The sequence below is a fragment of the Pseudomonas sp. Root329 genome (genome assembly GCF_001424925.1).
Taxonomy (GTDB): domain Bacteria; phylum Pseudomonadota; class Gammaproteobacteria; order Pseudomonadales; family Pseudomonadaceae; genus Aquipseudomonas; species Aquipseudomonas arabinosi.
Genome location: NZ_LMCV01000023.1, coordinates 1 through 25,819, shown reverse-complemented (window position 1 = coordinate 25,819; position 25,819 = coordinate 1). Strand labels below are relative to the sequence as shown.

Sequence of the window (25,819 nt, the reverse complement as noted above, 5' to 3'; positions counted from 1 at the left end):
TGAAAAATCAGCAAGTTGGCCTGACGAGGCTGCGCTTATGGCTCGATCTCATGCGGTTTCATCAGCATGAAGAGCTGCTTCTCGCGAACGTTGATAATCCCGGCAGCCAGGAATGGCATTGCCACTCGGGACTGCGTTCGCCGACAAAGAAAAGGAGTCTGCCTGTGGCTATTCGCTATGGCAAAGGGCTGATAGGAGGTGCGGTTGTCGTCGCCCTTCTGGCCCTGCTGGTCCACTGGATTGGCATCAACACGATCGAACATTACCGCGACGATTTGTTGTTTTACCTGCAAGCCCATTTGATTCTCGTCCTCGCTTCCATGCTGGCCGCCCTCGTTGTGGGCATACCCGCCGGTATCTTTCTCAGCCGCCCGACCATGGTGGGCCGCGCTGAACGCTTCATGCAGATCTTCAACATCGGCAACACCGTGCCGCCTCTTGCCGTACTGGCCATCGCCCTGGGTATCCTCGGCATCGGCAGCGGCCCCGCGATTTTCGCCCTGTTCCTCGCCTCGCTGCTGCCGATCGTGCGCAACACCTATGAAGGCCTGAAAAACGTTCAGGGTTCGCTCAAGGAAGCGGCCGTCGGCATCGGCATGACACCGACTCAGGTGCTGTGGCGGGTAGAACTGCCGAACGCCGTGCCGATCATCATCGGTGGCGTGCGTGTGGCGCTGGCGATCAACGTCGGTACCGCACCGCTGGCGTTCCTGATTGGCGCCAACAGTCTGGGCAGCCTGATTTTCCCCGGCATCGCCCTGAACAATCAGCCGCAACTGCTGCTCGGCGCGGCCTGCACCGCCCTGCTGGCCTTGCTGCTCGACGGTCTGGTGACACTCGCCAGCCGCCTCTGGCTCGAACGCGGCTTGCGCCCGTCTTAAGCCTCGGCAAAGGAATTTTTATGAAGACATTAAGCTTTTTAACAGGCTGCGTTCTGCTGTTCGCAGGATTTGCCCAAGCCGCTGAAAAACCGGTGATCCGCATCGGCGCCCGGGTGTTCACCGAACAAACCCTGCTGGCGGAAATCACTTCCCAATACCTGAACACCAAGGGTTACGACACCCAGGTGACCGGCGGTCTGGGCAGCACCCTGGCCCGAAGCGCCCACGAAAGTGGTCAGCTGGATTTGATGTGGGAATACACCGGCGTGTCGCTGGTGGCTTACAACCACATCACCGACAAGCTCGACAGCGCTCAGTCCTACGCCAAGGTGAAAGAACTCGACGCGAAAAAAGGCCTGATCTGGCTCACCCCATCGAAGTTCAGCAACACCTACGCCCTGGCCCTGCCGGAAAACACCGCGAAGGCGTATCCGCAGATCAACACCATCAGCGAGCTGAACACGGTGCTGCAGGCTGAGGCGAAGACCAACCACCTGGTGGCGCTGGATACCGAGTTCGCCAACCGCTCCGACGGTCTGGAAGGCATGGTCGATCTCTACGGCATGAACCTGACCCGCAAAAACATCAGGCAGATGGATGCTGGTTTGGTCTACACCGCCCTGCGTAATGGCCAGGTGTTTGCCGGTCTGGTCTACACCACGGATGGTCGTTTGAACGCCTTCAAGCTGAAACTGCTGGAAGACGACAAGCACTACTTCCCGGACTACACCGCCGCACCAGTGGTGCGTCAGGCCTACCTCGACGCTCACCCGAAACTCGCGGAAGAACTCAAGCCGCTGGCCGAACTGTTCGACGACGTCACCATGCGCCAGCTCAACGCGCGGGTCGATGTCGATCACGAAAGCCCTTCATCCGTTGCCGCCGATTTCCTGCGCCAGCACCCCATCAAATAAGGAGGAAAAGACATGGAATTTCTGAACGCCTTTTCCCATCTCGACTGGCCGCTGGTCCTGCAACTGACCGGGCAGCACATCACCCTGGTCGGCATTGCTGTGACCCTGGCGATTCTGGTCGGCGTGCCGCTCGGCATCCTGATGACGCGCTTCCCGACCCTCGCCGGCCCGTTGCAAGCCAGCGCCACGGTGCTGCTGACCGTGCCGTCGATTGCGCTGTTCGGCCTGCTGCTGCCGTTCTACTCCAAATTCGGCCAGGGCCTGGGCCCGATGCCGGCGATCACTGCGGTGTTTTTGTACTCGCTGCTGCCGATCATGCGTAACACCTACCTCGCCCTGACCGGCGTAGACCCCGGTATTCGTGAAGCCGCCCGCGGCATCGGCATGACCTTCGGCCAGCGCCTGCGCATGGTCGAACTGCCGATCGCGGTGCCAGTGATCCTCGCCGGTGTGCGCACCGCCGTGGTCATGAACATTGGTGTGATGACCATCGCCGCGACCATCGGCGCCGGTGGCCTCGGTGTACTCATTCTCGCTTCCATCAGCCGCAGCGACATGTCGATGCTGATCGTCGGCGCCGTGCTGGTCAGTCTCCTGGCCATCTTCGCCGACCTGCTTCTGCAATGGCTGCAACGCACGCTGACTCCAAAAGGACTCCTGAAATGATCGAACTTCAAAACCTCAGCAAGACCTTCCAAAGCAACGGCAAAGATGTGAAAGCCGTGGACTCGGTAAGCCTGACCGTCAATGAAGGCGAGATCTGTGTGTTCCTCGGGCCATCGGGCTGCGGCAAAAGCACCACGCTGAAAATGATCAATCGCCTGATCAAGCCGACTTCCGGCAAGATCCTGATCAACGGCGAAGACACCACCGACCTCGACGCCGTGACCCTGCGCCGCAACATCGGTTATGTGATCCAGCAGATCGGTCTGTTCCCGAACATGACCATCGAGGAAAACATCACCATCGTTCCGCGCCTGCTGGGCTGGGACAAACAGAAATGCCACGACCGCGCTCGCGAGTTGATGAGCATGATCAAGCTTGAGCCCAAGCAGTATCTGACTCGCTACCCGCGTGAATTGTCCGGTGGACAACAGCAACGGATCGGCGTGATTCGTGCGCTGGCGGCGGATGCGCCGTTGTTGCTGATGGACGAACCGTTTGGCGCGGTCGACCCGATCAACCGCGAGATGATTCAGAACGAGTTCTTCGAAATGCAGCGCGCGCTGAACAAGACCGTGATCATGGTCAGCCACGACATCGATGAAGCCATCAAGCTGGGCGACAAGATCGCAATCTTCCGCGCCGGCAAACTGCTGCAGATCGATCACCCGGACACGCTGCTGGCGCACCCGGCGGATGACTTTGTCAGTAACTTCGTCGGCCAGGACAGCACCCTCAAGCGACTGTTGCTGGTGAAAGCCGAAGACGCAGCGGACAACGCGCCGTCGGTGAGCCCGGAAACGCCCGTGGCTGAAGCCCTGGAGTTGATGGACGAACTGGACCGTCGCTACGTGGTGGTCACTTGCGCCGACAATAAAGCACTGGGCTACGTACGACGTCGCGACCTGCACCGTCAGACCGGCACGTGCGCGCAATACCTGCGCGAGTTCAACGCCACCGCGGTGTACGACGAGCATTTGCGCATCCTGCTGTCGCGCATGTACGAATTCAACCGCTCGTGGTTGCCGGTGATGGATGCGGAGCGGGTGTTCCTGGGGGAAGTGACACAGGAATCGATTGCCGAGTATTTGAGCTCCGGCAAGTCCCGTGGCGGCAAGACCAGCATTGTTTCGCCGGCTGAAACTGCAGTCGCCTGATCTGACGCCTTCGCGAGCAAGCCCGCTCCCACATTGGTCCGTGTTCAGCCACAAAATAGTGGAATGTCGCAGATCCAATGTGGGAGCGGGCTTGCTCGCGAATGGGGCACCACAAATCCCGCTGAACCACCTCAAGTATCCCTCCTACGGGAACATCACACTGTCATGCAGGTCGGTTACATCAGTAGTTGCCCAGGACCGCACGACGGATGTGTGTAAAAACGCGACATTTTTTGTTGATCTCAAGCCCCTCACGCCCTAAAGTTCGCGCCGAACGTCCATGCTGGAAACGATCCATCCGGCTCAAGTACTGACGACGAGACAGCAAGGCCAAGGGAAAGCACCGCTTCCCATGGCCTTTTTGCTTTCGGCGACATGCCTTGGGAAGTAGGCGAACCAAAGTGGGGATACGGAGGACGTTCATTTGCACCCATTGTTAATTTCAGTTTGCCAGTAGGAGTTCCCAGCATGTCGATCAACGTCGAAGACTATTTCGCGCGCGATACCTTCAACAAAATGAAGGCCTTCGCCGACAAACAAGAAACCCCGTTCGTGGTGATCGACACCGCGATGATCAGCCAGGCCTATGACGACCTGCGCGCCGGTTTCGAATTCGCCAAGGTCTACTACGCGGTCAAGGCCAACCCGGCCGTCGAAATCATCGACCTGCTCAAAGAGAAAGGTTCGAACTTCGACATCGCTTCGATCTACGAGCTCGACAAAGTGATGAACCAGGGCGTCGGCCCGGATCGCATCAGCTACGGCAACACCATCAAGAAATCCAAAGACATTCGCTACTTCTACGAGAAGGGCGTGCGTCTGTATGCCACCGACTCCGAAGCCGACCTGCGCAACATCGCCAAGGCTGCACCGGGTTCGAAAGTCTATGTGCGCATCCTCACCGAAGGCTCGACCACCGCTGACTGGCCTCTGTCGCGCAAATTCGGCTGCCAGACCGACATGGCCATGGACCTGCTGATCCTCGCTCGCGACCTGGGCCTGGTGCCGTACGGCATCTCGTTCCACGTCGGCTCGCAACAACGCGACATCAGCGTCTGGGACGCGGCGATCGCCAAGGTCAAAGTGATCTTCGAACGCCTGAAAGAAGAAGACGGCATTCACCTGAAGCTGATCAACATGGGCGGCGGCTTCCCGGCCAACTACATCACCCGCACCAACAGCCTGGAAACCTACGCTGAAGAAATCATCCGCTTCCTCAAGGAAGACTTCGGCGACGAGCTGCCGGAAATCATCCTGGAACCGGGCCGTTCACTGATCGCCAACGCCGGCATCCTGGTCAGCGAAGTGGTGTTGGTGGCGCGTAAATCCCGTACCGCCGTAGAGCGATGGGTGTACACGGATGTGGGCAAGTTCTCCGGCCTGATCGAAACCATGGACGAAGCCATCAAGTTCCCGATCTGGACCGAGAAGAAAGGCGAGATGGAAGAAGTGGTCATCGCCGGTCCGACCTGCGACAGCGCCGACATCATGTACGAAAACTACAAGTACGGCCTGCCGCTGAACCTGGCGATTGGTGATCGCTTGTACTGGTTGTCGACCGGTGCGTATACCACCAGCTACAGCGCCGTTGAGTTCAATGGCTTCCCGCCGCTGAAGTCGTTTTACGTGTAAGCGCTACGCGTAGAAATGAAAAAGCCCATGACGTGTCATGGGCTTTTTTGTATCTGAGTCAGCTCCCGAGCACGCTGTTGATACTCGCTGGCCAGCCCATGAATCCTTGGATCGGTCGACGTCGATAACGTCTGAGTCGCCACCCGCAGGAAATTCAGATTCCCCCCGGCCAGTGCTTTGTGCAACCAACCCAGCGCCTCGTCGATATTGCCTTCATCCGCCAGCACAGCGGCATAACTGAACTGCCCTCGAAAATCCCCGCCGAGCGCTGAGCGTCGATACCAGTCACGCGCAGCTTGCGGATCTGCCGAACACACCCGCCCGTCTTCCAGATAACGCCCCAGCAGGTTCATCGACTTCGCATGACCCAGCTCAGCCGCCTGGCGATACAGGTTAAGTGCTTGCAACTGATCCTCGATCACGCCGCGCCCGGTGGCCAGCAGATTTGCGTAGTTGTACATCGCCCAATCCAGACCACTTTCAGCTGCAACGCGATAATGCTTGGCGGCAACTGACGCATCGGCAATACAACCCCAGCCATGCTCATGACAACGACCGAGCATGTTCCGCGCCATCAAGTGCCCACCCTGAGTGGCTATCGCGAACCAGCGCAAGGCCAGCGGCTGATCCTGCTCGATGCCCTGCCCATCCAGCAGAATCTGCCCGAGCAACGCCTGAGCATCGAGTACACCTTCGCGGGCGGCGATGAGAATCGCCTGTGCCGCGCGCGCCGGGCTTTCGATGAGCATGGCTTTGAGCTGATCACCGTCGAGGATTTCCTCACGGCGCAGTTGATAACTCATACCTCGACCCAGCGACGCAACAGGTTGTGATAGGTGCCGGTGAGGCGAATCAGCGAAGGGTGATCGGGCATGTCCTGGGTCAGCTGCTGGATCGCCCCGTCCATCTCGAACAACAAGGCGCGCTGGCTGTCTTCGCGGACCAGGCTTTGGGTCCAGAAGAACGAGGCGTAGCGAGTGCCGCGCGTCACGACGCTGACCTTGTGCAGGCTGGTACCGGGGTACAAAACCATGTCGCCGGCCGGCAACTTCACCCGTTGGGTGCCGAAGGTGTCCTGGATTTCCAGTTCGCCGCCGTCGTAGTCGTCCGGTTCGCTGAAGAACAGAGTGGCCGACAAATCGGTGCGCACCCGCTCGATGCTGCCCTTGGGCTGGCGCACGGCGTTGTCGATGTGAAAGTCGAAACTGCCACCAGCCGTGTAACAGTTCAGCAACGGAGGGAAAACCTTGTGCGGCAACGCGGCTGACATGAACAGCGGATTTTTCCACAACCGTTCCAGCATCGCCGCGCCGACTTCCTTGGCCAGCGGATGACCTTCCGGCAGCTGCAGATTGTGCTTGGCTTTGGCCGACTGGTAGCCGGCAGTGATTTTGCCGTCGGCCCAATCTGCCTGCTCCAGAGCCTCGCGGATGCGCTGCACTTCTTCTTTCGCGAACACGCCGGGAATGTGCAGCAGCATGGGATGACACCTGAGGACAAAGAGGCGGCAATGGTATTGATTCTTATTGCCTGTGTAAAACCCCTGTGACGAACGAGACAGCAAAAACCGTAAGGGCAAATTGTAAAGAATGTAAATTTGTCGCGAATAGTAACGTTTCGCAATTGATACAAATACCTGTTTACCCTATATTCCGCGGCCTCAAATCCTTGGGGAGGGGAATTCTCATGTCACGCCAACAACTACAATTACCGGCCAGTTCACCGCGTTTGCTCGCATCTGCAATTGGCGTGGCGCTCACTGCCAGCTCTGCGGGCCATATGGCTTTCGCGGCTGAACAGACCGAGGAAAAAGCACCGAGCAACGTGATTTCCCTGGGCGCTACCGCTATCAACGGCGAAGCCCAGGACGAGACTTCCTACCACGTCGAAAAAGCCTCCTCGCCCAAGTACACCGCGCCGCTTGTGGACACGCCGCGTTCGATCACCGTCATCCCGCAACAAGTGCTCAAGGACACTGGCGCCCTCAACATGCAGGACGCGCTGCGCACTGTTCCAGGCATCACCTTCGGTGCCGGTGAAGGCGGCAACCCGCAAGGCGACCGCCCATTCATTCGCGGCTTCGATGCCCAGGGCGATACGTATCTGGACGGCGTGCGCGATACCGGTTCGCAGAGCCGCGAGATCTTCGCCGTTGAGTCGATCGAAGTCAGCAAAGGCCCGAACTCGGCCATGGGCGGCCGTGGCGCTGCCGGTGGCAGCATCAACCTGGTGAGCAAAAAGGCGCACCTTGGCAATTCGCTCGATGGCGGTTTCACCTGGGGTTCCGACCAGACCCAGCGTTACACCATGGATGGCAACTATCAGTTCACCGACACCGCCGCTGGCCGTCTGAACCTGATGAGCCACGAAAGCAACGTCGCCGGCCGTGACACCGTCGATTACGATCGCTGGGGCATCGCACCGTCGCTGGCCTTCGGCCTGGGCACCGACACTCGCGTCAACCTCGACTACTACCACCTGGAAAGCAACGACACGCCAGATTCCGGCATTCCATACTCCATCCCGACCGGGCTGGCAGCTGCCCGTACCAAAGCCAATCCGGACAAACCGAACGATGGCGGCGACAGCAGCAACTTCTACGGTCTCGACGGCCGCGACTTCCGCAAGGGCCGCACCGACACCGCAACCATCGCCATCGAGCACGACCTGAACGACGCGCTGACCGTCAAGAACACCCTGCGCCACGGCACCAGCATGCAGGACTACATCCTGACCCAGCCGGACGACAGCAAGGGCAACGTCAACAACGGCAGCGTCTGGCGTCGGGCCAACACCCGGGTCAGCAATACCGAAACCACCACTAACCAGACCGATCTGTTTGGCGACGTCTACATCGCCGGATTCAAAAACAGCTTCTCTACCGGTATCGAGTTGAGCCACGAGGAAAGCGAAAAGTCCTCGTACAACGTCGACACCGACACCACCCCGAGAACGACCGCTCCTCCTGCAAGCACCAACTGCACACCGGCGATGATTGGCGCACCGAGCGGTTACAACTGTACCTCGCTGTCCAACCCGAACCCGAACGACCCATGGAACGGTGCAATCTCGCGTAACTACGCTGGCACCGACACCAAAGCCAACACCTATGCGCTGTATGTGTTCGACACACTGGAGTTGTCCGAGCAATGGCTGGTGAACATGGGCCTGCGTTACGACCATTTCGACACCCAATACCGCACCTTTGACAGCGCAGGGGCGACGGTCGTAAACAAAGGCGTACCTGCAAAAGGCAAAGACACCAGCGAATTCGTCACCGGTCAATTCGGTGTGGTCTACAAGCCGGCCGAAAACGGCAGCATTTATGCGTCCTACGCAACTTCTGCCACTCCACCAGGCGCCACCCTCGGCGAAGGCATGGACGGCAACCCGCTGGGTGGCACGGTTGACCGCAACAAAGATGTGCTCAAAAGCGACATGGAGCCGGAAACCACCAAGAACTACGAAATCGGTACCAAGTGGGACCTGCTGAACGATCGCCTGTCGTTGACCGCCGACATCTTCCGCACCGAGAAAGAAAACGCTCGCGTTCAAGTCGACACCACCGGCTATGAAAACGCCGGCAAAACCCGCGTTCAAGGTATCGAACTGTCGGCCAGCGGCAAGATCACCGACAAATGGCAAGTGTTCGCCGGTTACGCCTACATGGACAGCGAGCAGGTCGATGGCGGCCCGCTGAACCGCGCCACCGAAGGCAACGAGCTGCCTAACACACCGAAAAACAGTGCCAGCTTGTGGACGACTTATCAGGTCACGCCGAAGCTGACCATCGGTGGCGGTGCGTTTTATGTCGATGATGTCTTCGGCAGCGTGGCCAACACCACCATGGTTGATTCCTACGTTCGTTACGACGCAATGGCCGCGTACAAGCTGAGCAAAAACGTCGACCTGCAACTGAACGTGCAGAACCTGACCGATGAAACCTACTACGACAAAGCTTTCTCGACCCACTTCGCCAACCAGGCGGCGGGGCGTACAGCATTGCTGAGCACCAACTTCCACTTCTGATTGCCTGTCACACCGCAATCCCTGTGGGAGCGGGCTTGCTCGCGAAGACGGAGTGTCAGTCGCCATCAATGCCACCTGACACACCGCTTTCGCGAGCAAGCCCGCTCCCACAAGGGATAGCGGGTGAAGACTGAAATCAGGGACTGGCCCCGTTCATCCAGGTGAACGGGGCTTTTGTGCGTAAAAAAGAATGTTTCTCGACAACCCACGGCATAATGCGCGCCGTGATCATTATTTTCGAACGAACAAGGCGAGCGACGTGTTGAAGAAAACCCTGTTCCAGTTGCACTGGTTTTTCGGCATCAGCGCCGGACTGGTCCTGGCCCTGATGGGCATCACCGGGGCGACGGTATCGTTTCAGGATGAAATCCTGCGCGCGCTGAACCCTTCTGTGTTGCAGGTCGAGAAGCAGGTCGCCGGCGTCCTGCCGCCCGCTGAACTGGTGGAAAAAATCGAAGGCGCCTCGGGCAAGAAAGTCTCGATGCTCTGGGTCGAGACCGACAGTGGTAACGCCGCGCGCGTGAACTTTACTCCGCCACCGGGCGAGCGCCGTGGGCAGATGCGCTACTTCGACCCGTACACCGCCGAGTTCATGGGCGACGCCACCGGCCAGGATTTCTTCGGCCTGATGCTGCAACTGCACCGCTTCCTCGCCATGGGCGATAGCGGTCGGCAGATCACCGGTGCCTGTACGCTGATTCTGGTGTTCTTCTGCCTGTCCGGTCTTTACCTGCGCTGGCCGCGCCAATGGAAAAGCTGGCGCGCCTGGCTGACCCTCGACTGGAAGAAAAAAGGCCGCAGCTTCAACTGGGATTTGCACTCGGTGGCCGGCACCTGGTGCCTGGTGTTTTACCTCCTGGCAGCGCTCACCGGGTTGTCCTGGTCCTATGAGTGGTACAACAAGGGCCTGACCCGATTGCTTTCCGACTCACCGCAGAACGAGCGCGTTCGCGGCGGTCGCGGTCCTGCGCCAAGCGGCCCGGCCCCCACCGCCGACTATGCTGCGATGTGGAGCAGCATCTACAGCGCTGCCGGTCCGGCACTGAGTGCCTACAACATCCGCATGCCGCCCGTGGCCGGGCAGCCGGCCACCGTGTTCTACCTGTTGAACACCTCACCTCACGACAGCGCGTTGAACCAGATCTCGCTGGATCCGGCCACCGGCGTCGTCAAGCGCCATGATCGCTACAGCGACAAGAGCCTCAAGGCGCAACTGCTGACCAGCATTTACGCGCTGCACGTCGGCAGCTACTTCGGAATCATCGGGCGGATCATCCTGACGATCAGCGCGCTGACGATGCCGCTGTTTTTCGTCACCGGCTGGTTGTTGTACCTCGATCGTCGACGCAAGAAAAAGCAGATCAAGGATGCCCGCAAAGACCTTGCACAACCGGACAATGACGCACCGGCATGGCTGATCGGCTTCGCCAGCCAGAGCGGCTTTGCCGAGCAACTGGCATGGCAGACCGCCGGGCAATTGCAGGCTGCGGGCCTGCCGGTGAAGGTTCAGCCGCTGGCGGACGTCAGCGAGCAAGACTTGCGTGATTCCAGCAATGCGTTGTTCGTGGTCAGCACCTTCGGCGACGGTGAAGCGCCGGACAGCGCCCGGGGGTTTGAGCGCAAAGTGCTGGGCCGGACGTTGAGCCTGGAAAGCCTGAACTACGCCGTGCTTGGGCTTGGCGATCGACAGTATCAGCACTTCTGCGGCTTCGCTCGACGCTTGCACACGTGGCTGGGCGAGCACGGCGGCAAGACCCTGTTCGCCCCGGTGGAGGTCGACAGCGGCGACCCTTACGCCTTGCGTCACTGGCAGCAGCAACTGGGTCTGCTGACCGGACAGGCGCCCGTGGACACCTGGCAAGCGCCAAGCTACGACAACTGGAACCTGACCCGCCGTGAGTTGCTCAACCCTGACAGCAGCGGTTCGGGCGTTTACCTGCTCGGCCTCACCGCCCCCAGCACCAGCAGTTGGCTGGCCGGTGACCTGGTGGAAGTGTTGCCGCGCAATTGTCCGTGGGCGATCGAACACTTCCTCGATGGCCTGGGCATTGACGGTCGCGCCACGGTTGCGCTCGGTGGCCTGTCACAACCGCTGGAGCAAGCCCTCGCCAGTCGACAACTGCCGGAAAACAGAACTCACCTAGTCGGCCTGCATGCCCAGGCGCTGGTGGATGCGCTGGTGCCCCTGGCCATGCGCGAATACTCCATCGCCTCGATCGCCGCCGATGGCATCCTCGAACTGATCGTGCGCCAGGAACTGCATCCCGACGGCAGCCTGGGCGTCGGCTCCGGCTGGCTGACCGAACACGCCCCGGTGGGCGGCACCATCAGCCTGCGCGTACGACGAAACAGCGGTTTCCACCTGCCGGTCGAACCGGCACCGATGATCCTGCTGGGCAACGGCACCGGCCTGGCCGGGCTGCGCAGCTTGCTCAAGGCGCGGATCGCCGATGGGCAGCAACGTCATTGGCTGTTGTTCGGCGAACGCAATCGCGAGCATGACTATCTGTGTCGCGATGAGCTGGAAGAATGGTTGATTTCGGGGGATCTTGAGCGGCTGGACCTGGCGTTCTCGCGGGATCAGGCCGAGAAGATCTACGTGCAGGATCAACTGCGCGAGTCGGCGGACGAGCTGAAAAAATGGCTGGCCGAGGGTGCGGTCATTTACATCTGCGGCAGCTTGCAAGGGATGGCTTCAGGCGTGGATCACGTGCTGAACGAAGTGCTCGGGATTGCAGAGGTTGACCGCCTGATCGAGCAAGGCCGGTATCGCCGCGACGTCTACTGACCCTCCTGTGTCTGATCGTTCCCACGCTCTGCGTGGGAACGATCATGTGCTGATATCTCAGACCGGTTGTAACCGCTGTTCAAACACCCCAACCCCATCCAGATCCCGCAACACCACACTCATCTCCCCCGTCTGCCCATCAATGTTCACCTCACCAAAAAACTGAAACCCGGCAAACGGTGAGGTGTTCTGTGCCGGTGGTGCTTTCTCGAACACCACCTCGGGACCAAAGGTCTTATCCAGCGAATCAGGCCCGAAGCTCCCCGCATTCAAAGGTCCGGCGACAAACTCCCAGAACGGTTCGAAATCCTGAAACGCCGCACGGTCCGGGTGGTAATGGTGCGCTGCGCAGTAATGCACATCCGCCGTCAGCCAGACAAAATTGCGCACCTGCTGCGCCCGCAGAAAACCCAACAATTCGGCAATTTCCAGTTCACGCCCCTGGGCCGGTCCCGGATCACCGTTGGCCACGGCTTCCCAACGCGCCACACCGGGGCTGACTTCACCATCCGATACCCCAAGGCCAATCGGCATATCAGCAGCGATGACTTTCCACTGGGCATTGGAAGCCTTCAACTCACGTTTGAGCCAGTCCAGCTGTTCACGTCCGAGGAACGGTTTAGCGGCCCCCAGGTTGTCGTCATTGGCCCCGCGGTAGCTGCGCATATCGAGCACGAACACATCGAGCAATGGACCGTAACCGAGCTTGCGATAAATCCGCCCGCCGCCATCGGCGCTCTGCAACCGCATCGGTGCGTATTCGAGCCAGGCCTGACGCGCGCGGCCGACCAGGCTGTGGATATCTTTGCTCTTGTAGCGATCATCCAACTGCTTGCCCGGCGACCAGTTGTTGACCACTTCATGATCGTCCCACTGCCAGATCTGCGGGACCTCGGCGTTGAAGCGGCGGATGTTTTCGTCCATCAGGTTGTAGCGGTAATTGCCGCGATAGTCGTCGAGGGTTTCGGCGACTTTGCTCTTGGCTTCAGTGGTGATGTTTCGCCACACGCGGCCGCCCTCTGTGGTGAGCTGCGCAGGTATGGGACCGTCGGCGTAGATGGTGTCGCCGCTGTGGATAAAGAAGTCTGGCAGGCGCAAACGCATGGCTTCGTAGATGCGCATGCCGCCGATGTCCGGGTTGATGCCGAAGCCCTGGCCAGCGGTGTCGCCGCTCCAGACGAAACGGATGTCGCGACGGGTTTGCGGCACGCTGCGCAGGTGGCCGAACCAGGGCTCGCTGGCGACGCCGCTCTGGGCGTCTTCGAAGTGCACGCGGTAGAAAATCGCCTGGTCGGCGGGCAGGCCAGTGAGTTCGACGCGGGCAGTGAAATCGGTATTGGAATCGGCCAATGGCGAGACAAAACGACGAGGGTTGCTGAACAGGCTGCGGGTGTCCCACTCCACCACCATTCGCGCCGGACGATCACAACGACTCCAGATCATCGCCCGGTCGCCCAGCACGTCGCCGGACTGCACGCCATCGGTGAGTTGCGGACGATCCTTGACCGAGGCAATGACCGCCGGCGCCAGGCCTGGCAACAACAGCCCGGCGCCGACGGCTTGTATGACACGACGGCGACCGAGGTCGAATTCGCTCATGGTGTTCTCCCTGAAAAGGAAAACTTAAGCACATGCCCATGAAACCGGTGTGACACCGCCCTACCCTGTGGGAGTGAGCCGGCTCCGGGCGGCGTTCCGACGATAACGGTGTAACAGTCAACTTATCTATTGAATGTTAAGCAGCCATCGCGAGCAGGCTCACTCCTACAGCAGTGCGGTGGGGTGTCAGGCGTTGGCGGGTTCCAGTGCCAGCTCGACCGCTTCCGGTCGCTTGACCACCGCATAAACCACCGCCGTCAACAAACTCCCCGCCACAATCGCCAGCAGGTACAACAGCGCATGGTTGATCGCATTCGGGATCGCCAGCACGAACAACCCGCCGTGCGGCGCCATCAGTTTGCAGCCGAAATACATCGACAACGCACCGGTCAGCGCACCACCGGCAATGCTCGCCGGGATCACCCGCAGCGGGTCTTTCGCGGCAAACGGAATCGCGCCTTCGGAGATAAAGCACAGCCCCAATACCAACGCCGCTTTACCGGCCTCGCGTTCGGTCTGGGCAAACTTGCGCCGAGCGATAAACGTAGCGATGCCCAGCCCAATCGGCGGCACCATGCCGGCCGCCATGGTCGCGGCCATCGGTGCATAACTTTGCGACGCCAGCAGCCCTACCGAGAACGCATACGCGGCTTTGTTGATCGGCCCGCCAAGGTCGACGCACATCATCCCGCCCAGCAACACACCGAGCAGAATCGCGTTGGTGGTGCCCATGCTGTCGAGGAAATGCGTGAGGGCTTCGAGCATCCCGGCCACCGGTTTGCCGACCACGTAGATCATCACCAGACCGGTGAACAAACTCGCCAGCAACGGGATGATCAGGATCGGTTTCAGCGCCTCAAGACTTTGTGGCAAGCGCGCATAACGGTTGATCGCCTGCGCCGCGTAACCGGCGATGAAACCGGCAACGATCCCGCCGATAAAACCGGCGCCCAGGGTACTTGCCAGCAAACCACCAATCATCCCCGGCGCCAGGCCCGGACGGTCGGCGATCGAGTAGGCGATGTAACCCGCCAGCAGCGGCACCATCAGCTTGAACGCGGTCTCGCCGCCGATCTGCATCAGCGCCGCCGCCAATGTGCCCGGTTCCTTGAACGCAGTGATGCCGAACACGAACGACAAGGCGATCATCAACCCACCCGCCACCACCATCGGCAGCATGAACGACACGCCGGTCAGCAGGTGTTTGTAGACGCCGGTTTTCTCTTGCTTGGCCGGGCCTTTGGCGCCGCTCGAAGCGGTTTCCTGCGTGCCTTCGGCCAACGCTTTATTCAGCGTCGCCTCGGCTTGTTTGAGGGCGATGCCGGTGCCGCAACGGTAAATCTTCTTGCCGGCGAAACGCTCGGTGGCGACTTCGATATCGCAGGCCAGCAGCACTACATCCGCATCGGCAATGGCTGCGGCACTCAGCGGATTGCGCGCACCGACCGAGCCCTGGGTTTCCACTTGCAGGTCGTAACCCAGACGCTTGGCCGCTTGCTGCAAGGCTTCGGCGGCCATGAAAGTGTGAGCGACGCCGGTCGGGCACGCGGTAATCGCGACCAGGCGCGGGGCGTTTTTCACGAGGGCGGCAGGCTCGGCCACGGCTTCGGGGGCGACGTAAACCTGAGCCTCTTCAGCACCGCGACGCAGCACCGCTTCAACATCTTGCAGGGCTTGCGCCGGAGTGCTTTGGAACACCCGCTTGCCGACGAATCGCGACATATCCACCGGCGCGCTGGTCACCAGCAACACCCATTCGGCGGCCTCGATCGTGGCCGCCGATAGTTGACGTTCCGGGTGCGCGGCATCGTTGACTTCGACACTGGTGCTCCAGCCCTGACGCTGGGCCGCCGCATCAAGCAAACGGGCGCACAGCACACTGGTGACCATGCCGTTCGGGCAGGCCGTAACAATGGCTAACTTCATGACAAACCCTCTTATTGTTCTGTCAGGGTGCGCATGCGCACACCCTGTTCGAGCCGCGCCAACTGCGTGGCGTCGCCGATACCGAAACCGATCTGGGTGACCGCCATCGCGGCAATCGCCGTGGCGGTGCGCAAGGTCTGTTCAGGCGTGTCGGCGCTGAGCAGACCGTGGAGCATGCCGGCCAGTAACGAATCGCCTGCGCCCACGGTGCTGACGACACTGACCTTGGGCGGCGTGGCATGCATCGCCGAGCCGACACTGAACCAGTTCACACCATCGGCGCCGTCGGAGATCACCACGTGCTCGATGCCTTGAGCATGCAAGCGGCTCGCGGCTTGCGCTTGCGCAGCCACCGAAACCACCTCACAACCCAGCGCGTCGGCCAGCTCTTCGGTGTTGGGTTTGATCAGCCACGGGCCGGCCTTGAGCGCCCCCCGCAAGGCTTCCCCGCTGGTGTCCAGCGCCACGTTCAAACCGAGATTTTTCAAGCGAACAATCAACGCCTGCAGCCACTGCGGACTGATGCCTTGGGGCAGGCTGCCGGCAACGACGACCGCGTCATGACCGGGTGCAATCTGATCAAGTCGATCAAGCAATGCCTGCTGCGCGGCTTCACTCACCAAGGGTCCGGGACCGTTGATGTCGGTGATGCGCCCATCGCTTTCCGCCAGTTTGATGTTGCTGCGCGTCTCACCCGGGACACGGATGAACGCGTCGACAAAACCGCGTTTGGCGAACAGGGTTTCAAACGCTTGAAGGTTGTCTTCCCCGAGGAAACCGCTGACCGTGAGCTGATGCCCGAGGTCCGCCAGCACTTGTGCCACGTTCACGCCTTTACCGGCGGCATGGGTGTGCATCTCGTCGCTACGATTGACTTGGCCGGGGGCAAGTAACGGCAACTGGACGGTGAGGTCCAGCGCCGGGTTGAGGGTCAGTGTCAGGATCTTGGCCATTACAGGGCCTCCACTAATGCGCGTACTTCATTTGCGCTGCCCACGGCCAAGGCCTGTTGGGCAAGAATTTTGGTCTGCGCCAGGCTGAGTTCGCGAACCCGCGCCTTGACCTCGGCAATGCTGCGACCCGACACACTGAGCTCATCCACACCCAGACCGACCAGCACCGGCACTGCCAGCGGATCGGCCGCCAACTCGCCGCACACGCCGACCCACTTGCCGTTGGCATGCGCCGCACGCACGGTGATGTCGATCAGTTGCAGCACCGCCGGGTGCAAGCCGTCGGCCTGGGCCGACAAGGTTGGATGACCACGGTCGATGGCCAAGGTGTATTGGGTCAGGTCATTGGTGCCGACGCTGAAGAAGTCGACCTCTTTGGCCAGCACCGGCGCCAACAATGCAGCCGACGGCACTTCAATCATGATCCCCAATTGCAGGTCGGCAACCGGAATTTCCAGACGCAGACGTTCGGTCATGTCCCGCGCCTGGCGCCACTCGTCGACGCTGCCGACCATGGGAAACATGATCCGCAGCGGACGGTTGTCCGCCGCACGCAGCAACGCGCGCAATTGCGCTTCCATGATGTGCGGACGTTGCAGGGTCAGGCGAATACCGCGCACGCCGAGAAACGGGTTTTCCTCTTTGGCGATCGGCCAATACGGCAGCGGTTTGTCACCGCCAACGTCGAGGGTGCGCACCACCAGCGGCCGACCGGCCAGACCATCGAGGACGCGACGGTATTCGACTTCCTGAGTCGCCTCGTCCGGCGCTTGCGAGTGGGCCATGAAAATCAGTTCGGTGCGCAACAGGCCAATGCCTTCGGCGCCCTGCTCCACCGCGCTGGTCACGCCGGCGCTTTCGCCGATGTTGGCGAACACTTCGACCGCATGGCCGTCAGTGGTCAGTGCCGGTTGATGGCGTTGTTCGGCGGCCGCTTTCAGACGTTGCTCGCGGGTGTCGCGCTCTTCGGTGGCGCGTTGCAAGGTCGCCGCGTCGGCGTCCACGTGCAGGCGGCCGCGCTGACCATCAATCAGCAACGGCGTGCCCGGCGCCAGCAGCAACACGGCCGGACCGGCGCCGACCAGCGCCGGAATACCGAGGGCTCGGGCGACGATCGCACTGTGCGCGGTGGCGCCGCCTCGGGCGGTGAGGATGCCGGCAACGCGCGCCGGATCAAGGCGGGCGACGTCGGACGGACCGACTTCATCCATCACCAGAATGTACGGCTGTTCAGGCTCGCTCGGGGTTTCGACGCCACTCAGTTGCGCCAGCACTCGACGGCCGATATCACGCAAGTCGGCGGCGCGTTCGGCGAGCAAGGCGTCCTGCAGCGATTCCTGTTGTTTGGCCGCCGCTTCAATCACCGCCATCCAAGCCGCTTCGGCGCTTTCGCCCTGCTTGAGACGGGTGTCGACTTCATCGGTCAATTCCGGGTCGTCGAGCATTTCCTGGTGGGTGATGAAAATTTCGCGGATGGCCTTGGACTTGCTGCGTTCGATCAAGCCTTCGATGTCGCGACGCACGTCCGCCAACGCCTGTTGGAGACGCTCGCGTTCGATGGCGGCAGACTCACCGCGCAGCGGGTATTCAATGGTTTGCAGCACTTGTATGTGCGCCGGGCCGATGGCGATGCCCGGTGCGGCGGCGATGGCCTGAACCAGACTGCCGGACGCTGGCGCGAGGATTACCTCGGCCACATCGGCGATCACTTCGCGTTGTTGACTCACAGCCGGCAGCGGCTCGACTTCTTCACCGAGGCCTTCTTCGATGGCGGCCAGCAAAGCTGGCAAGGCATCGGCGGCGATGCTCGGTTCGGCGACAAATTCCAGCACCTGACCGCGACGGGCGCCGAGGCTGAGCAGTTTGCTCAAGCTCTTCACCGACACCGCGCTGTCCTGGCCATCGACGATGCGTACGCGGATTTCACCTTCAAAACTTTTCGCCAGTTGCGCGAGGATCTTCGCCGGACGTGCGTGCAAGCCGTGGGCGTTGGCCAGGGCGATGCGAGCGCTGGGCCAATCGGCCGGCAGCTCACCGCCCAAGACTTCGAGGACTTTACGGCTGCTGGTGGCGCGACCCAATTCGTGGCCGCGACCTTCGATCAGCAACGCACACAGGCGTTCGAGCAGGGCCTGATGGGCCTCACCTAGGCTGGCCAGGCAGAACAGACCGCTGAGCGGCTGGCCGAGGTAGCGCATGGGTTTGTCCGGCGTGACGAAGGCCAGGCCCGGACGCTTGACCGTTTGTTCGCTGTGCAACCACCAAAGGCCATCGCCCAGTGGCAGCGCATCAACTTGTTGCAACACGGCCGAGAAACCGTTGCTCACGCAGTCTGCCTGACGCAGCAAGCGTGCACCGCGCCAGACCAGCTCTTCAAAGTCATCGGCGGACACACCGAGGCCGATCATCTGCGCATCCAGCGCCAGTTCTTGCGGCGCGCCTTGCAGCAGTTTCAGCAGGGCTTCGGCGGAACTGGCGCGACGCAGCGCCTGGCCCAGGTCGGTTTCGCCGAGGGCACGGGTCAGCAGTTGCAACAAACGCAGGTGTTCGTCGGATTTGGCCGCAATACCAATCGCCAGGTAGACGATCTGACCGTCGCCCCAATCCACGCCTTCAGGAAACTGCATCAGCCGCACGCCGGTGGAAAACACCAGATCGCGGGTTTCCGGCGTACCGTGGGGGATGGCAATACCTTGACCGAGAAAGGTCGAGCCCTGGGCTTCGCGCGCCTGCAAACCGGCGAGATAACCCTCGGCGACCAATCCATCGGTGACCAGATGCTGGGCCAGCAGGTGCAGCGCTGCGGACTTATCCACAGCCGACTGGCCCATGGATATCTGCTCTATGGTGAGCTCGAGCATGCTTTCTCCTTTTTGGCGTCTTGTGACACCAGGTATTGTTTTGAATGATTCAGCTTAGGCTCTTAGACACACCTTTTCAGGGGCAGTTTTGGCGGTTTCGCGGCAGAACCGGAAAAGGAGCCCATAACGTAGAAAATACGCTTGCTGAAACGTTTAATCTAGAATGATTGGCACGTTACTCGATAATGTCTCATCCTTGAAGTCCAATTGTCGGATGCGTCGCGACGATGGTCGTCTGCCTTAATCGGGTAGGATTGGCGAAAATGTCGAGGCAAGCTCGAAAAAACAAGGAAAACCCGGGTTGAAACTCAGTGATATCGCCCAGTTGGCCGGTGTGTCCGTTACCACCGCCAGCTATGTCATCAATGGCAAGGCAGAACAACAACGTATCAGCAGTGCCACCGTCGAGCGCGTGCGCGCGGTCGTCGAACAACATGGCTTTACGCCCAATCCCCAGGCTGCCGGGCTGCGCAGTCGGCATACCCGCACCTTGGGTTTCATTCTGCCGGACCTGGAAAACCCCAGTTACGCGCGAATCGCCAAACTGCTGGAACAAGGCGCCCGGGCTCGCGGCTATCAGCTGCTGATCGCCAGTTCCGACGATGCGCCGGACAGCGAACGGCAATTGCTGAAGCTGTTCCGGGCCCGGCGTTGCGATGCGTTGATCGTTGCCAGTTGCCTGCCGGCCGGCGATGACAGCTATCGCCAATTGCAGGCCAAGGGCATTCCGATCATCGCGATCGACCGGGTCATGGAGCCTGAGCATTTCTGTTCGGTGATCAGCGATGACCGCGAGGCCAGCCTGCAACTGACCCGCAGTCTACTGGACCCGCTGCCCAAGCAGATCGCACTGATCGGCGCACGCCCCGAACTGAGCATCAGCCAGGAGCGGGCGGGCGGTTTCAAAGAAGCGTTGGACGGGTTCAAAGGCGAGGTGCTGATCGAACACGGCGAATCGTTCAGCCGTGAGTGCGGCAAACAGTTGATGGAAGAACTGCTACAGCGTCTGGGCCATTTGCCGGATGCGCTGGTGACAACTTCCTACGTGCTGCTTCAGGGCGTATTCGATGCCTTGCACGACTTCCCGCTCAAAACCCGCCCGCTGCGCCTCGGCACATTCGGCGACACGCAGCTGCTGGATTTCCTGCCGCTGCCGGTCAACGCCATGGCCCAACAGCATCAGCTTATCGCCGACAAAGCGCTGGAACTGGCCCTGGCCGCCATCGAGCAATCGGATTACCGACCCGGCGTGCAGGCCATCGCGCGGACCTTCAAGCAGCGTATTCGCCAGGACTGAACCGTGGAGCTGATCGACAGCCACACTCATCTGGATTTCCCGGACTTCGACGAGGATCGCACGGCGTTGTTGGCCGAGAGCCGCGCCCTCGGGGTGCGGCGGATGGTGGTGCTGGGGGTTTATCAGGGAAATTGGCAGCGCGTCTGGGATCTGGTGCAAAGCGATCCCGACCTGTATGCGGCGTTCGGTTTGCATCCGGTGTATCTGGATGATCATCGTCCCGAAGACCTGACCGAACTCGGTGACTGGCTGACTCGGTTAGCCGGCCATCGACAGTTGTGCGCGGTGGGCGAGATCGGTCTGGATTACTTTATCGAAACCCTGGACCGTGAACGCCAACAGGCGTTGTTCGACGCGCAACTGCAACTGGCGGCGGACTTCAATCTTCCCGCGCTGATTCATGTGCGACGCAGCCACGCGGCGGTGATTGCCACGCTTAAACGGTTTCGCTTGAAACGCGCGGGGATCATTCATGCCTTTGCCGGCAGCAAAGAAGAAGCCCGCGAATACATTAAGCTCGGTTTCAAATTGGGCCTGGGCGGTGCCGCGACCTGGCCTCAGGCCCTGCGCATGCACCGTGTACTGGCCGAGTTGCCGCTTGAATCGGTGGTACTGGAAACCGATTCGCCGGACATGGCGCCTGCCATGTTCCCCGGCCAACGCAACAGCCCGGCGCATCTGCCGGCCATCTGCTCGGCACTGGCCGGGATCATGGTGATCAGCCCCAAGCAATTGGCCGCCGCCAGCACTGCCAACGCTTGTGAGCTGTTCAACTGGTAATCAGTCGGAGTGGGCTTTCGCGGCTTCCAGCGTCAGTGTCATGTGTTGCCGGTGCCGGGCAAACCGCATGACGGCGAAATAGACGAAAATCGCCAACAGCGAAAAATTCAGCTGCTCCACGACGCTGAACATCCCGATCCACTCCAACACCAACGCCACCAGCAACGCGGTGCACACCATGATCAACGTGCTCGCCCGCAGCAATGCCAGGGAGTCGAGCGACTTGAAGCGCTTGATCTGTTTCGGATCGTTCAGTTGTAAAGCTTTCTGGCAGTGGGAACACGTGAACGCTTCATTGATGGCAATTGCATTGAGTTGCCAGGGTTTGAGCAGGAGCGTGCTCCCGCAATGAGCGCAATGACCCTGGATTCCAATCGTTACCGCAGACATAACCGAGCCTCCTCAGGGCGGGTCCAAGTGATTGATCTTCCTTCATTAAAGACCAAAAACCAGACGGCGGAGGAAAAATTGCCCTCCCGTTCAAACTGTAGGAGTCGGGGTGTTTTTCAGACCCGGAACGCGCTGATCAGTTGCTTGAGCTCCACCACCTGAGCCGACAACGCACGGCTGGCATCCTCGGTCTGGTGTGCACCTTCGGCAGTACGCTCACCGGCGCGGTTGATTTCGACAATATTCTGGTCGATGTCATGGGCCACGGCGGTCTGCTGCTCTACCGCGGCGGCGATCTGCTGGTTCTGATCGACGATCATGCCGACGGCACCGAGTATGTTTTCCAGCGCTTGCTGAACCTTTTCCGACTGCCCCACCGTGCCGTTGGCCATCTGATGACTGGTCCCCATCGCCTTCACCGCAGCGCCGACACCGCTGTGCAGCTTGGCGATCATCTGCTCGATTTCCTCGGTCGATTGCTGGGTGCGCTTGGCCAGTGTCCGGACCTCGTCCGCCACCACCGCAAAACCACGGCCCTGCTCACCGGCCCGAGCGGCTTCGATGGCCGCGTTGAGCGCCAGGAGGTTGGTCTGTTCGGCGATGCTCTTGATCACCTCCAGCACGCGGCTGATGGACTGGCTGTCGCTGGCCAGTTGATTGATCACCAGCACCGACTGATCGATCTCACTGGCCAGTGCAGCGATGCTGCCCTGCTGGGATTCCACCAGCCCGCGACCGCTGATGGTCTCGTCGTTGACGCTATGGGCGCTGCTGACCGCCGCGGCGGCACTGCGCGCCACCTCAAGTGAGGTGGCCGACATCTGGTTCATGGCCGTGGCGACCTGCTCGATCTGCGTGCGCTGCCCCGCCACCGCCTGGTTGCTCTGGGCGGAAACGTTCTCCACCTGCCCGGCCTGGCGCTCGACCTCACTGACGGTCTGGCCGACCCGCTCGATCAGGTCATGGATTTTCTTCACGGTGCCGTTGAACACCTCGCCCAACTCGCCCAGTTCATCGCGGCTGTTGGCGCTGAAGGTCACCGTCATGTCGCCGGCCGCGACCTTGTCCATCACCGCGCCAAGACGCTTGAGGGTGGTGCGGGTCGAGGCGTAGAAGCCGCCGTAAAGGTAAAAAATCAACACGAACACCACCGACAGCGCCACGGCCTGCAAGACCATGTGGGTGCGGTTCTGCTCCAGTCGCTGTTGCAGCTGGGTGCCGAGAAACTTCAGGGTGGCTTCGTTGAGTTGGTAGGTCTGGTCCATCAGGCCCGTGACCTGATCGTAAAAGCCCTGCCACGGTGCATCGAGCGTGTCGGCCATCACTACCTGCTCTTCGAACAGTTCACTGGCCTTTTTCAACGACGCCTTGCTGCTATCGGCCTGAGCGGCCAGGGTTTCCCGTGCCGCTTTGCTGGAGCCCATCGCGTCCTGCAACTTCAGGGCATATTCGGCGTGCAGTTTTTCGATCTGCGCCAGCAACTCATCAAAACGGGTACTCGATGCCGAGTTGAGAAAGCCCTGCCCCAGCGAAAAAGAGCCCATCGCCCGGCCTTCGCCCAGAAGCTGGGTCACGGGCGGGGTGACATTGGTAATGAGTTCGCTCAGCTGGCGCATGTCGCTCTGGGTATCGCGGCTGAGGCCGGCCTGACTGGCGATGATCTGGCTGAAAATTTGCGCGTTGCCGAGCAACTTGCCAATCATCGCGCTTTTGCTTTGCAGGGAGTTTTCCGCTTGCTGAGCCTTGAATGCGGCGATCATTTCATCGCGTTTGCCATCGAAAACCATGATTTGCTCGGGGTCAGCGGTCATAGCCGTCAGCCCTTGCAAACGGGTCAGCACATTTTGCCCCAGAGTACTGATCTGCGACTCGACATTACCGGCCTTGCCGGACTGACCGAGGGTGACGTTGATCTGCACCAGGTTGTTCAGGGTTTCCAGATCGCGCCGTAACGTCAGGCTGCTGCCCAGCAGGTCGAGGCTTTGCAGTTCGACCCGGGTGCCCTGGAACTCTCGATAAGAATCACGCACCAGATAGAAGTTGGTCACCAGCATCGGCACAAGGAACAGCACGCTGATCAGGCTGAACTTCATGCCAAAGCTCAGGCGGTTCATCAGCGCGACGGCGGGATAGAGCAAGCTCTTCACTGGAAGTCTCCCTTTGATTTCTTATTTTTATTGGCAGGCGCGGGTCGACAGCAGATAGCCACTATTCGGCGCTGTCTCTGTATAGCTCAAATCGGCGGGAGGTTTTGTAACTTAAGGTTAACGGCGGGGGGACGCGGACTTGTAGCAGCTGCCGAAGGCTGCGTTCGGCTGCGCAGCAGTCGTAAATCCTGATCACGCGGTGAGTTAGCCAAACCGCGGTGTCTGAGTTGGCGACTGCTGCACAGCCGGACGCAGGCTGCGCCAGCTGCTATGTATGGACTCGCCCCCACTGTCTACCCGCTTTTAAAAAAACTGCCGCCCCGTTGCATCTATGTATTAGGCCTGTCCGAGGAAGCCNAGGCTTCGCCAGCTGCTATGTATGGACTCGCCCCCACTGTCTACCCGCTTTTAAAAAAACTGCCGCCCCGTTGCATCTATGTATTAGGCCTGTCCGMGGAAGCCGTCGTCGGCTTCTGGCCAAAATTGGAAGAGCTCGTGGCATGCCGATTACAGTCAGGCCTCGAAGGCCACTAGCAGCTTAGGCATCAATCCACGCCGGTCTTACCAGGGGTCAATGTTTTTTCAGCAACAGGTTGGTCAGYAGGTACCTCGGTGGCAGAACTCGGTGGATCAGTGGCTCATCGTCGCTTGCTGGCCGTCGGCGGGCTGGCGACGATAAGTCTGGTCATTCTGTAAAAGCACCCAGACGATGCGCAGGTTGCGATTGGCCAACCTGACCGCTGCGTCCTTGCGGCCCAATCGACTCATCCAGCGCAACAAACGGCGGTCGTCGGGCTGTTGGGAATCAGGTCGCAACTGCTGCAATACCGCGTGGGCACCCTGGATCATCAGGCTGCGCAAATAGCTATCGCCTCGCTTGGTCATGTCCCCCAGTTGAATCGTCTTCCCGCTGCTGTGCTGATCAGGGACCATGCCGAAGTACGCGGCGAACATGCGAGCATTGGGAAAACGCTCAGGCTTGGTTTCCTTGGCCACCAGCGCCGTAGCGGTGATTGGGCCGATACCGCGCACAGTCATCAAYCGTTTGGCTGTCTTGTCGGCGTTCGCGGCCACTTCCAGGCGTCCCGTCAGGACGTTGATGCGCTCGCCCAAATGGCGCCACTCGGCCAACAGTTCGTCGATCAGCTCGCGCAACAGGGCAGGCACCGGCTGAGTGGCATCCTCCAATATCCGCGGGATTCTCTGGCTGATCGCGACGTCGCCCTGTGCCAGCGCAATCCCGTGCTCAAGCAGCAGGCCGCGTATCTGATTACTCACGGCGGTGCGGCGACGCACGTAACCTTGRCGAGCGCGATGCAGTGCCTGCATGGCCAGCGCTGCGACACTCTTGACCGGCACCGCGCAGATCTTTTCGTCGCGACCGGCACGCAGGATTGCCAGCGCATCGTTACGATCATTTTTAGGGCCGCTGCGATGCTTGGCCACCAGACCGGCAGGAAGGATCCGCGCCAGGTTGCCTTGATCCTGCAGCTGCCGGGCCCAAGCTTGAGCGCCCGGGCCGGTCTCCATCAGGACCACGACATGAGGCGGCAGCTGGCGGAGAAACTCGTAGAACGCCTCGCGCGACTTGATCCGCTGCTCATAATGCACCTTGCCGAGGGCGTCTTCGCCGGCGAGCTGGAAAACATGCTTGGCCAGGTCGACCGCCACGGTAGTGCAGGCCGATAAAWCGGCAGAAGACAAGGATTGATCAATCGAAGTATGCTTTTTCATGGACTCGCCCTCGCTGTCGTTGGCTGTTTAGACTGCCACCGTGGCGCATTGACGCCTCGGCGTGGGCG

18 protein-coding genes are annotated in these 25,819 nt (G+C 60.5%); 9 read left to right on the top strand and 9 right to left on the bottom strand.

Annotation, left to right across the window (positions count from 1 at the left end):
- Positions 1–164: 164 nt before the first annotated feature.
- The 5 genes from ASC74_RS18025 to ASC74_RS18005 all read left to right on the top strand — a co-directional run bounded on the left by ASC74_RS18025 (position 165) and on the right by ASC74_RS18005 (position 5,247).
- Positions 165–881: an ABC transporter permease gene (locus tag ASC74_RS18025; RefSeq protein WP_008148956.1), complete on the top strand. Its 717-nt coding sequence runs from the start codon at positions 165–167 to the stop codon at positions 879–881.
- Between the two features lie 20 nt (positions 882–901).
- Positions 902–1,795: a glycine betaine ABC transporter substrate-binding protein gene (locus tag ASC74_RS18020; protein ID WP_056742888.1), complete on the top strand. Its 894-nt coding sequence runs from the start codon at positions 902–904 to the stop codon at positions 1,793–1,795.
- 12 nt (positions 1,796–1,807) lie between these two features.
- A complete protein-coding gene (locus ASC74_RS18015; protein ID WP_008148960.1) occupies positions 1,808–2,461 on the top strand; it encodes an ABC transporter permease in 654 nt (217 codons plus the stop codon).
- Entirely contained in the window at positions 2,458–3,615 is a 1,158-nt protein-coding gene (locus tag ASC74_RS18010) for an osmoprotectant ABC transporter ATP-binding protein OsmV (protein ID WP_056742886.1), read from the top strand. Before ASC74_RS18015 ends, ASC74_RS18010 begins: the two co-directional genes overlap by 4 nt.
- A 468-nt stretch (positions 3,616–4,083) precedes the next feature.
- Positions 4,084–5,247, top strand: coding sequence for a type III PLP-dependent enzyme (locus ASC74_RS18005; RefSeq protein ID WP_033058084.1), 1,164 nt, complete (start codon positions 4,084–4,086; stop codon positions 5,245–5,247).
- A 35-nt stretch (positions 5,248–5,282) separates the two neighbouring features.
- Here the strand turns inward: ASC74_RS18005 and ASC74_RS18000 are convergent, their stop codons facing one another.
- Positions 5,283–6,050 (bottom strand): tetratricopeptide repeat protein, encoded by a 768-nt coding sequence (locus ASC74_RS18000; protein ID WP_056742884.1) that lies wholly within the window; start codon positions 6,048–6,050, stop codon positions 5,283–5,285.
- Entirely contained in the window at positions 6,047–6,727 is a 681-nt protein-coding gene (locus tag ASC74_RS17995; protein WP_056742882.1) for a Fe2+-dependent dioxygenase, read from the bottom strand. Before ASC74_RS17995 ends, ASC74_RS18000 begins: the two co-directional genes overlap by 4 nt.
- Before the next feature lie 206 nt (positions 6,728–6,933).
- Here ASC74_RS17995 and ASC74_RS17990 point away from each other — a divergent pair, with 206 nt between their 5' ends.
- Positions 6,934–9,276: a TonB-dependent receptor gene (locus tag ASC74_RS17990; RefSeq protein WP_056742881.1), complete on the top strand. Its 2,343-nt coding sequence runs from the start codon at positions 6,934–6,936 to the stop codon at positions 9,274–9,276.
- 259 nt (positions 9,277–9,535) lie between these two features.
- Positions 9,536–12,064, top strand: coding sequence for a PepSY domain-containing protein (locus ASC74_RS17985; RefSeq protein WP_056743240.1), 2,529 nt, complete (start codon positions 9,536–9,538; stop codon positions 12,062–12,064).
- A gap of 57 nt (positions 12,065–12,121) precedes the next feature.
- On the opposite strand, the gene ASC74_RS17980 is transcribed toward ASC74_RS17985, so the two are convergent.
- The 4 genes from ASC74_RS17980 to ptsP all read right to left on the bottom strand — a co-directional run bounded on the left by ASC74_RS17980 (position 12,122) and on the right by ptsP (position 19,403).
- Positions 12,122–13,663, bottom strand: coding sequence for an alkaline phosphatase D family protein (locus ASC74_RS17980; protein WP_056742879.1), 1,542 nt, complete (start codon positions 13,661–13,663; stop codon positions 12,122–12,124).
- Positions 13,664–13,849: 186 nt separating this feature from the next.
- Entirely contained in the window at positions 13,850–15,589 is a 1,740-nt protein-coding gene (locus ASC74_RS17975; protein WP_056742877.1) for a PTS fructose-like transporter subunit IIB, read from the bottom strand.
- 11 nt (positions 15,590–15,600) lie between these two features.
- A complete protein-coding gene (pfkB, locus tag ASC74_RS17970; RefSeq protein ID WP_056742875.1) occupies positions 15,601–16,542 on the bottom strand; it encodes a 1-phosphofructokinase in 942 nt (313 codons plus the stop codon).
- Positions 16,542–19,403: a phosphoenolpyruvate--protein phosphotransferase gene (ptsP, locus tag ASC74_RS17965; protein WP_056742873.1), complete on the bottom strand. Its 2,862-nt coding sequence runs from the start codon at positions 19,401–19,403 to the stop codon at positions 16,542–16,544. Before ptsP ends, pfkB begins: the two co-directional genes overlap by 1 nt.
- Before the next feature lie 301 nt (positions 19,404–19,704).
- On the opposite strand from ptsP, the gene cra reads away from it, so the two are divergent.
- Complete coding sequence (cra, locus tag ASC74_RS17960; protein ID WP_056742871.1) at positions 19,705–20,700, top strand: catabolite repressor/activator; 996 nt, start codon at positions 19,705–19,707, stop codon at positions 20,698–20,700.
- Between the two features lie 3 nt (positions 20,701–20,703).
- On the top strand, positions 20,704–21,480 hold the full coding sequence (locus tag ASC74_RS17955; RefSeq protein WP_056742869.1) for a TatD family hydrolase: 777 nt from the start codon (positions 20,704–20,706) through the stop codon (positions 21,478–21,480).
- Here ASC74_RS17955 and ASC74_RS17950 read toward each other — a convergent pair whose 3' ends face one another.
- The 3 genes from ASC74_RS17950 to ASC74_RS17940 all read right to left on the bottom strand — a co-directional run bounded on the left by ASC74_RS17950 (position 21,481) and on the right by ASC74_RS17940 (position 25,751).
- Positions 21,481–21,870 (bottom strand): hypothetical protein, encoded by a 390-nt coding sequence (locus tag ASC74_RS17950; protein WP_056742867.1) that lies wholly within the window; start codon positions 21,868–21,870, stop codon positions 21,481–21,483.
- 116 nt (positions 21,871–21,986) lie between these two features.
- Positions 21,987–24,017, bottom strand: a complete 2,031-nt coding sequence (locus ASC74_RS17945; RefSeq protein ID WP_056742865.1) for a methyl-accepting chemotaxis protein — start codon at positions 24,015–24,017, stop codon at positions 21,987–21,989.
- 630 nt (positions 24,018–24,647) lie between these two features.
- The gene (locus ASC74_RS17940; protein ID WP_056742862.1) at positions 24,648–25,751 is read right to left on the bottom strand and encodes an IS110 family transposase; all 1,104 of its coding nucleotides are present in this window, start codon (positions 25,749–25,751) and stop codon (positions 24,648–24,650) included.
- Between the last annotated feature and the right edge of the window lie 68 nt (positions 25,752–25,819).

Excerpts from the sequence above, each read along its gene's own strand:
- ASC74_RS18000 (WP_056742884.1), bottom strand. The coding sequence starts at position 6,050 with ATGAGTTATCAACTGCGCCGTGAGGAAATCCTCGACGGTGATCAGCTC.
- pfkB (WP_056742875.1), bottom strand. The coding sequence starts at position 16,542 with ATGGCCAAGATCCTGACACTGACCCTCAACCCGGCGCTGGACCTCACC.
- ASC74_RS17950 (WP_056742867.1), bottom strand. The coding sequence starts at position 21,870 with ATGTCTGCGGTAACGATTGGAATCCAGGGTCATTGCGCTCATTGCGGG.
- ASC74_RS17975 (WP_056742877.1), bottom strand. The coding sequence starts at position 15,589 with ATGAAGTTAGCCATTGTTACGGCCTGCCCGAACGGCATGGTCACCAGT.
- ptsP (WP_056742873.1), bottom strand. The coding sequence starts at position 19,403 with ATGCTCGAGCTCACCATAGAGCAGATATCCATGGGCCAGTCGGCTGTG.
- ASC74_RS18020 (WP_056742888.1), top strand. The coding sequence starts at position 902 with ATGAAGACATTAAGCTTTTTAACAGGCTGCGTTCTGCTGTTCGCAGGA.
- ASC74_RS17980 (WP_056742879.1), bottom strand. The coding sequence starts at position 13,663 with ATGAGCGAATTCGACCTCGGTCGCCGTCGTGTCATACAAGCCGTCGGC.
- ASC74_RS18010 (WP_056742886.1), top strand. The coding sequence starts at position 2,458 with ATGATCGAACTTCAAAACCTCAGCAAGACCTTCCAAAGCAACGGCAAA.
- ASC74_RS17990 (WP_056742881.1), top strand. The coding sequence starts at position 6,934 with ATGTCACGCCAACAACTACAATTACCGGCCAGTTCACCGCGTTTGCTC.
- ASC74_RS18005 (WP_033058084.1), top strand. The coding sequence starts at position 4,084 with ATGTCGATCAACGTCGAAGACTATTTCGCGCGCGATACCTTCAACAAA.
- ASC74_RS18015 (WP_008148960.1), top strand. The coding sequence starts at position 1,808 with ATGGAATTTCTGAACGCCTTTTCCCATCTCGACTGGCCGCTGGTCCTG.
- ASC74_RS17995 (WP_056742882.1), bottom strand. The coding sequence starts at position 6,727 with ATGCTGCTGCACATTCCCGGCGTGTTCGCGAAAGAAGAAGTGCAGCGC.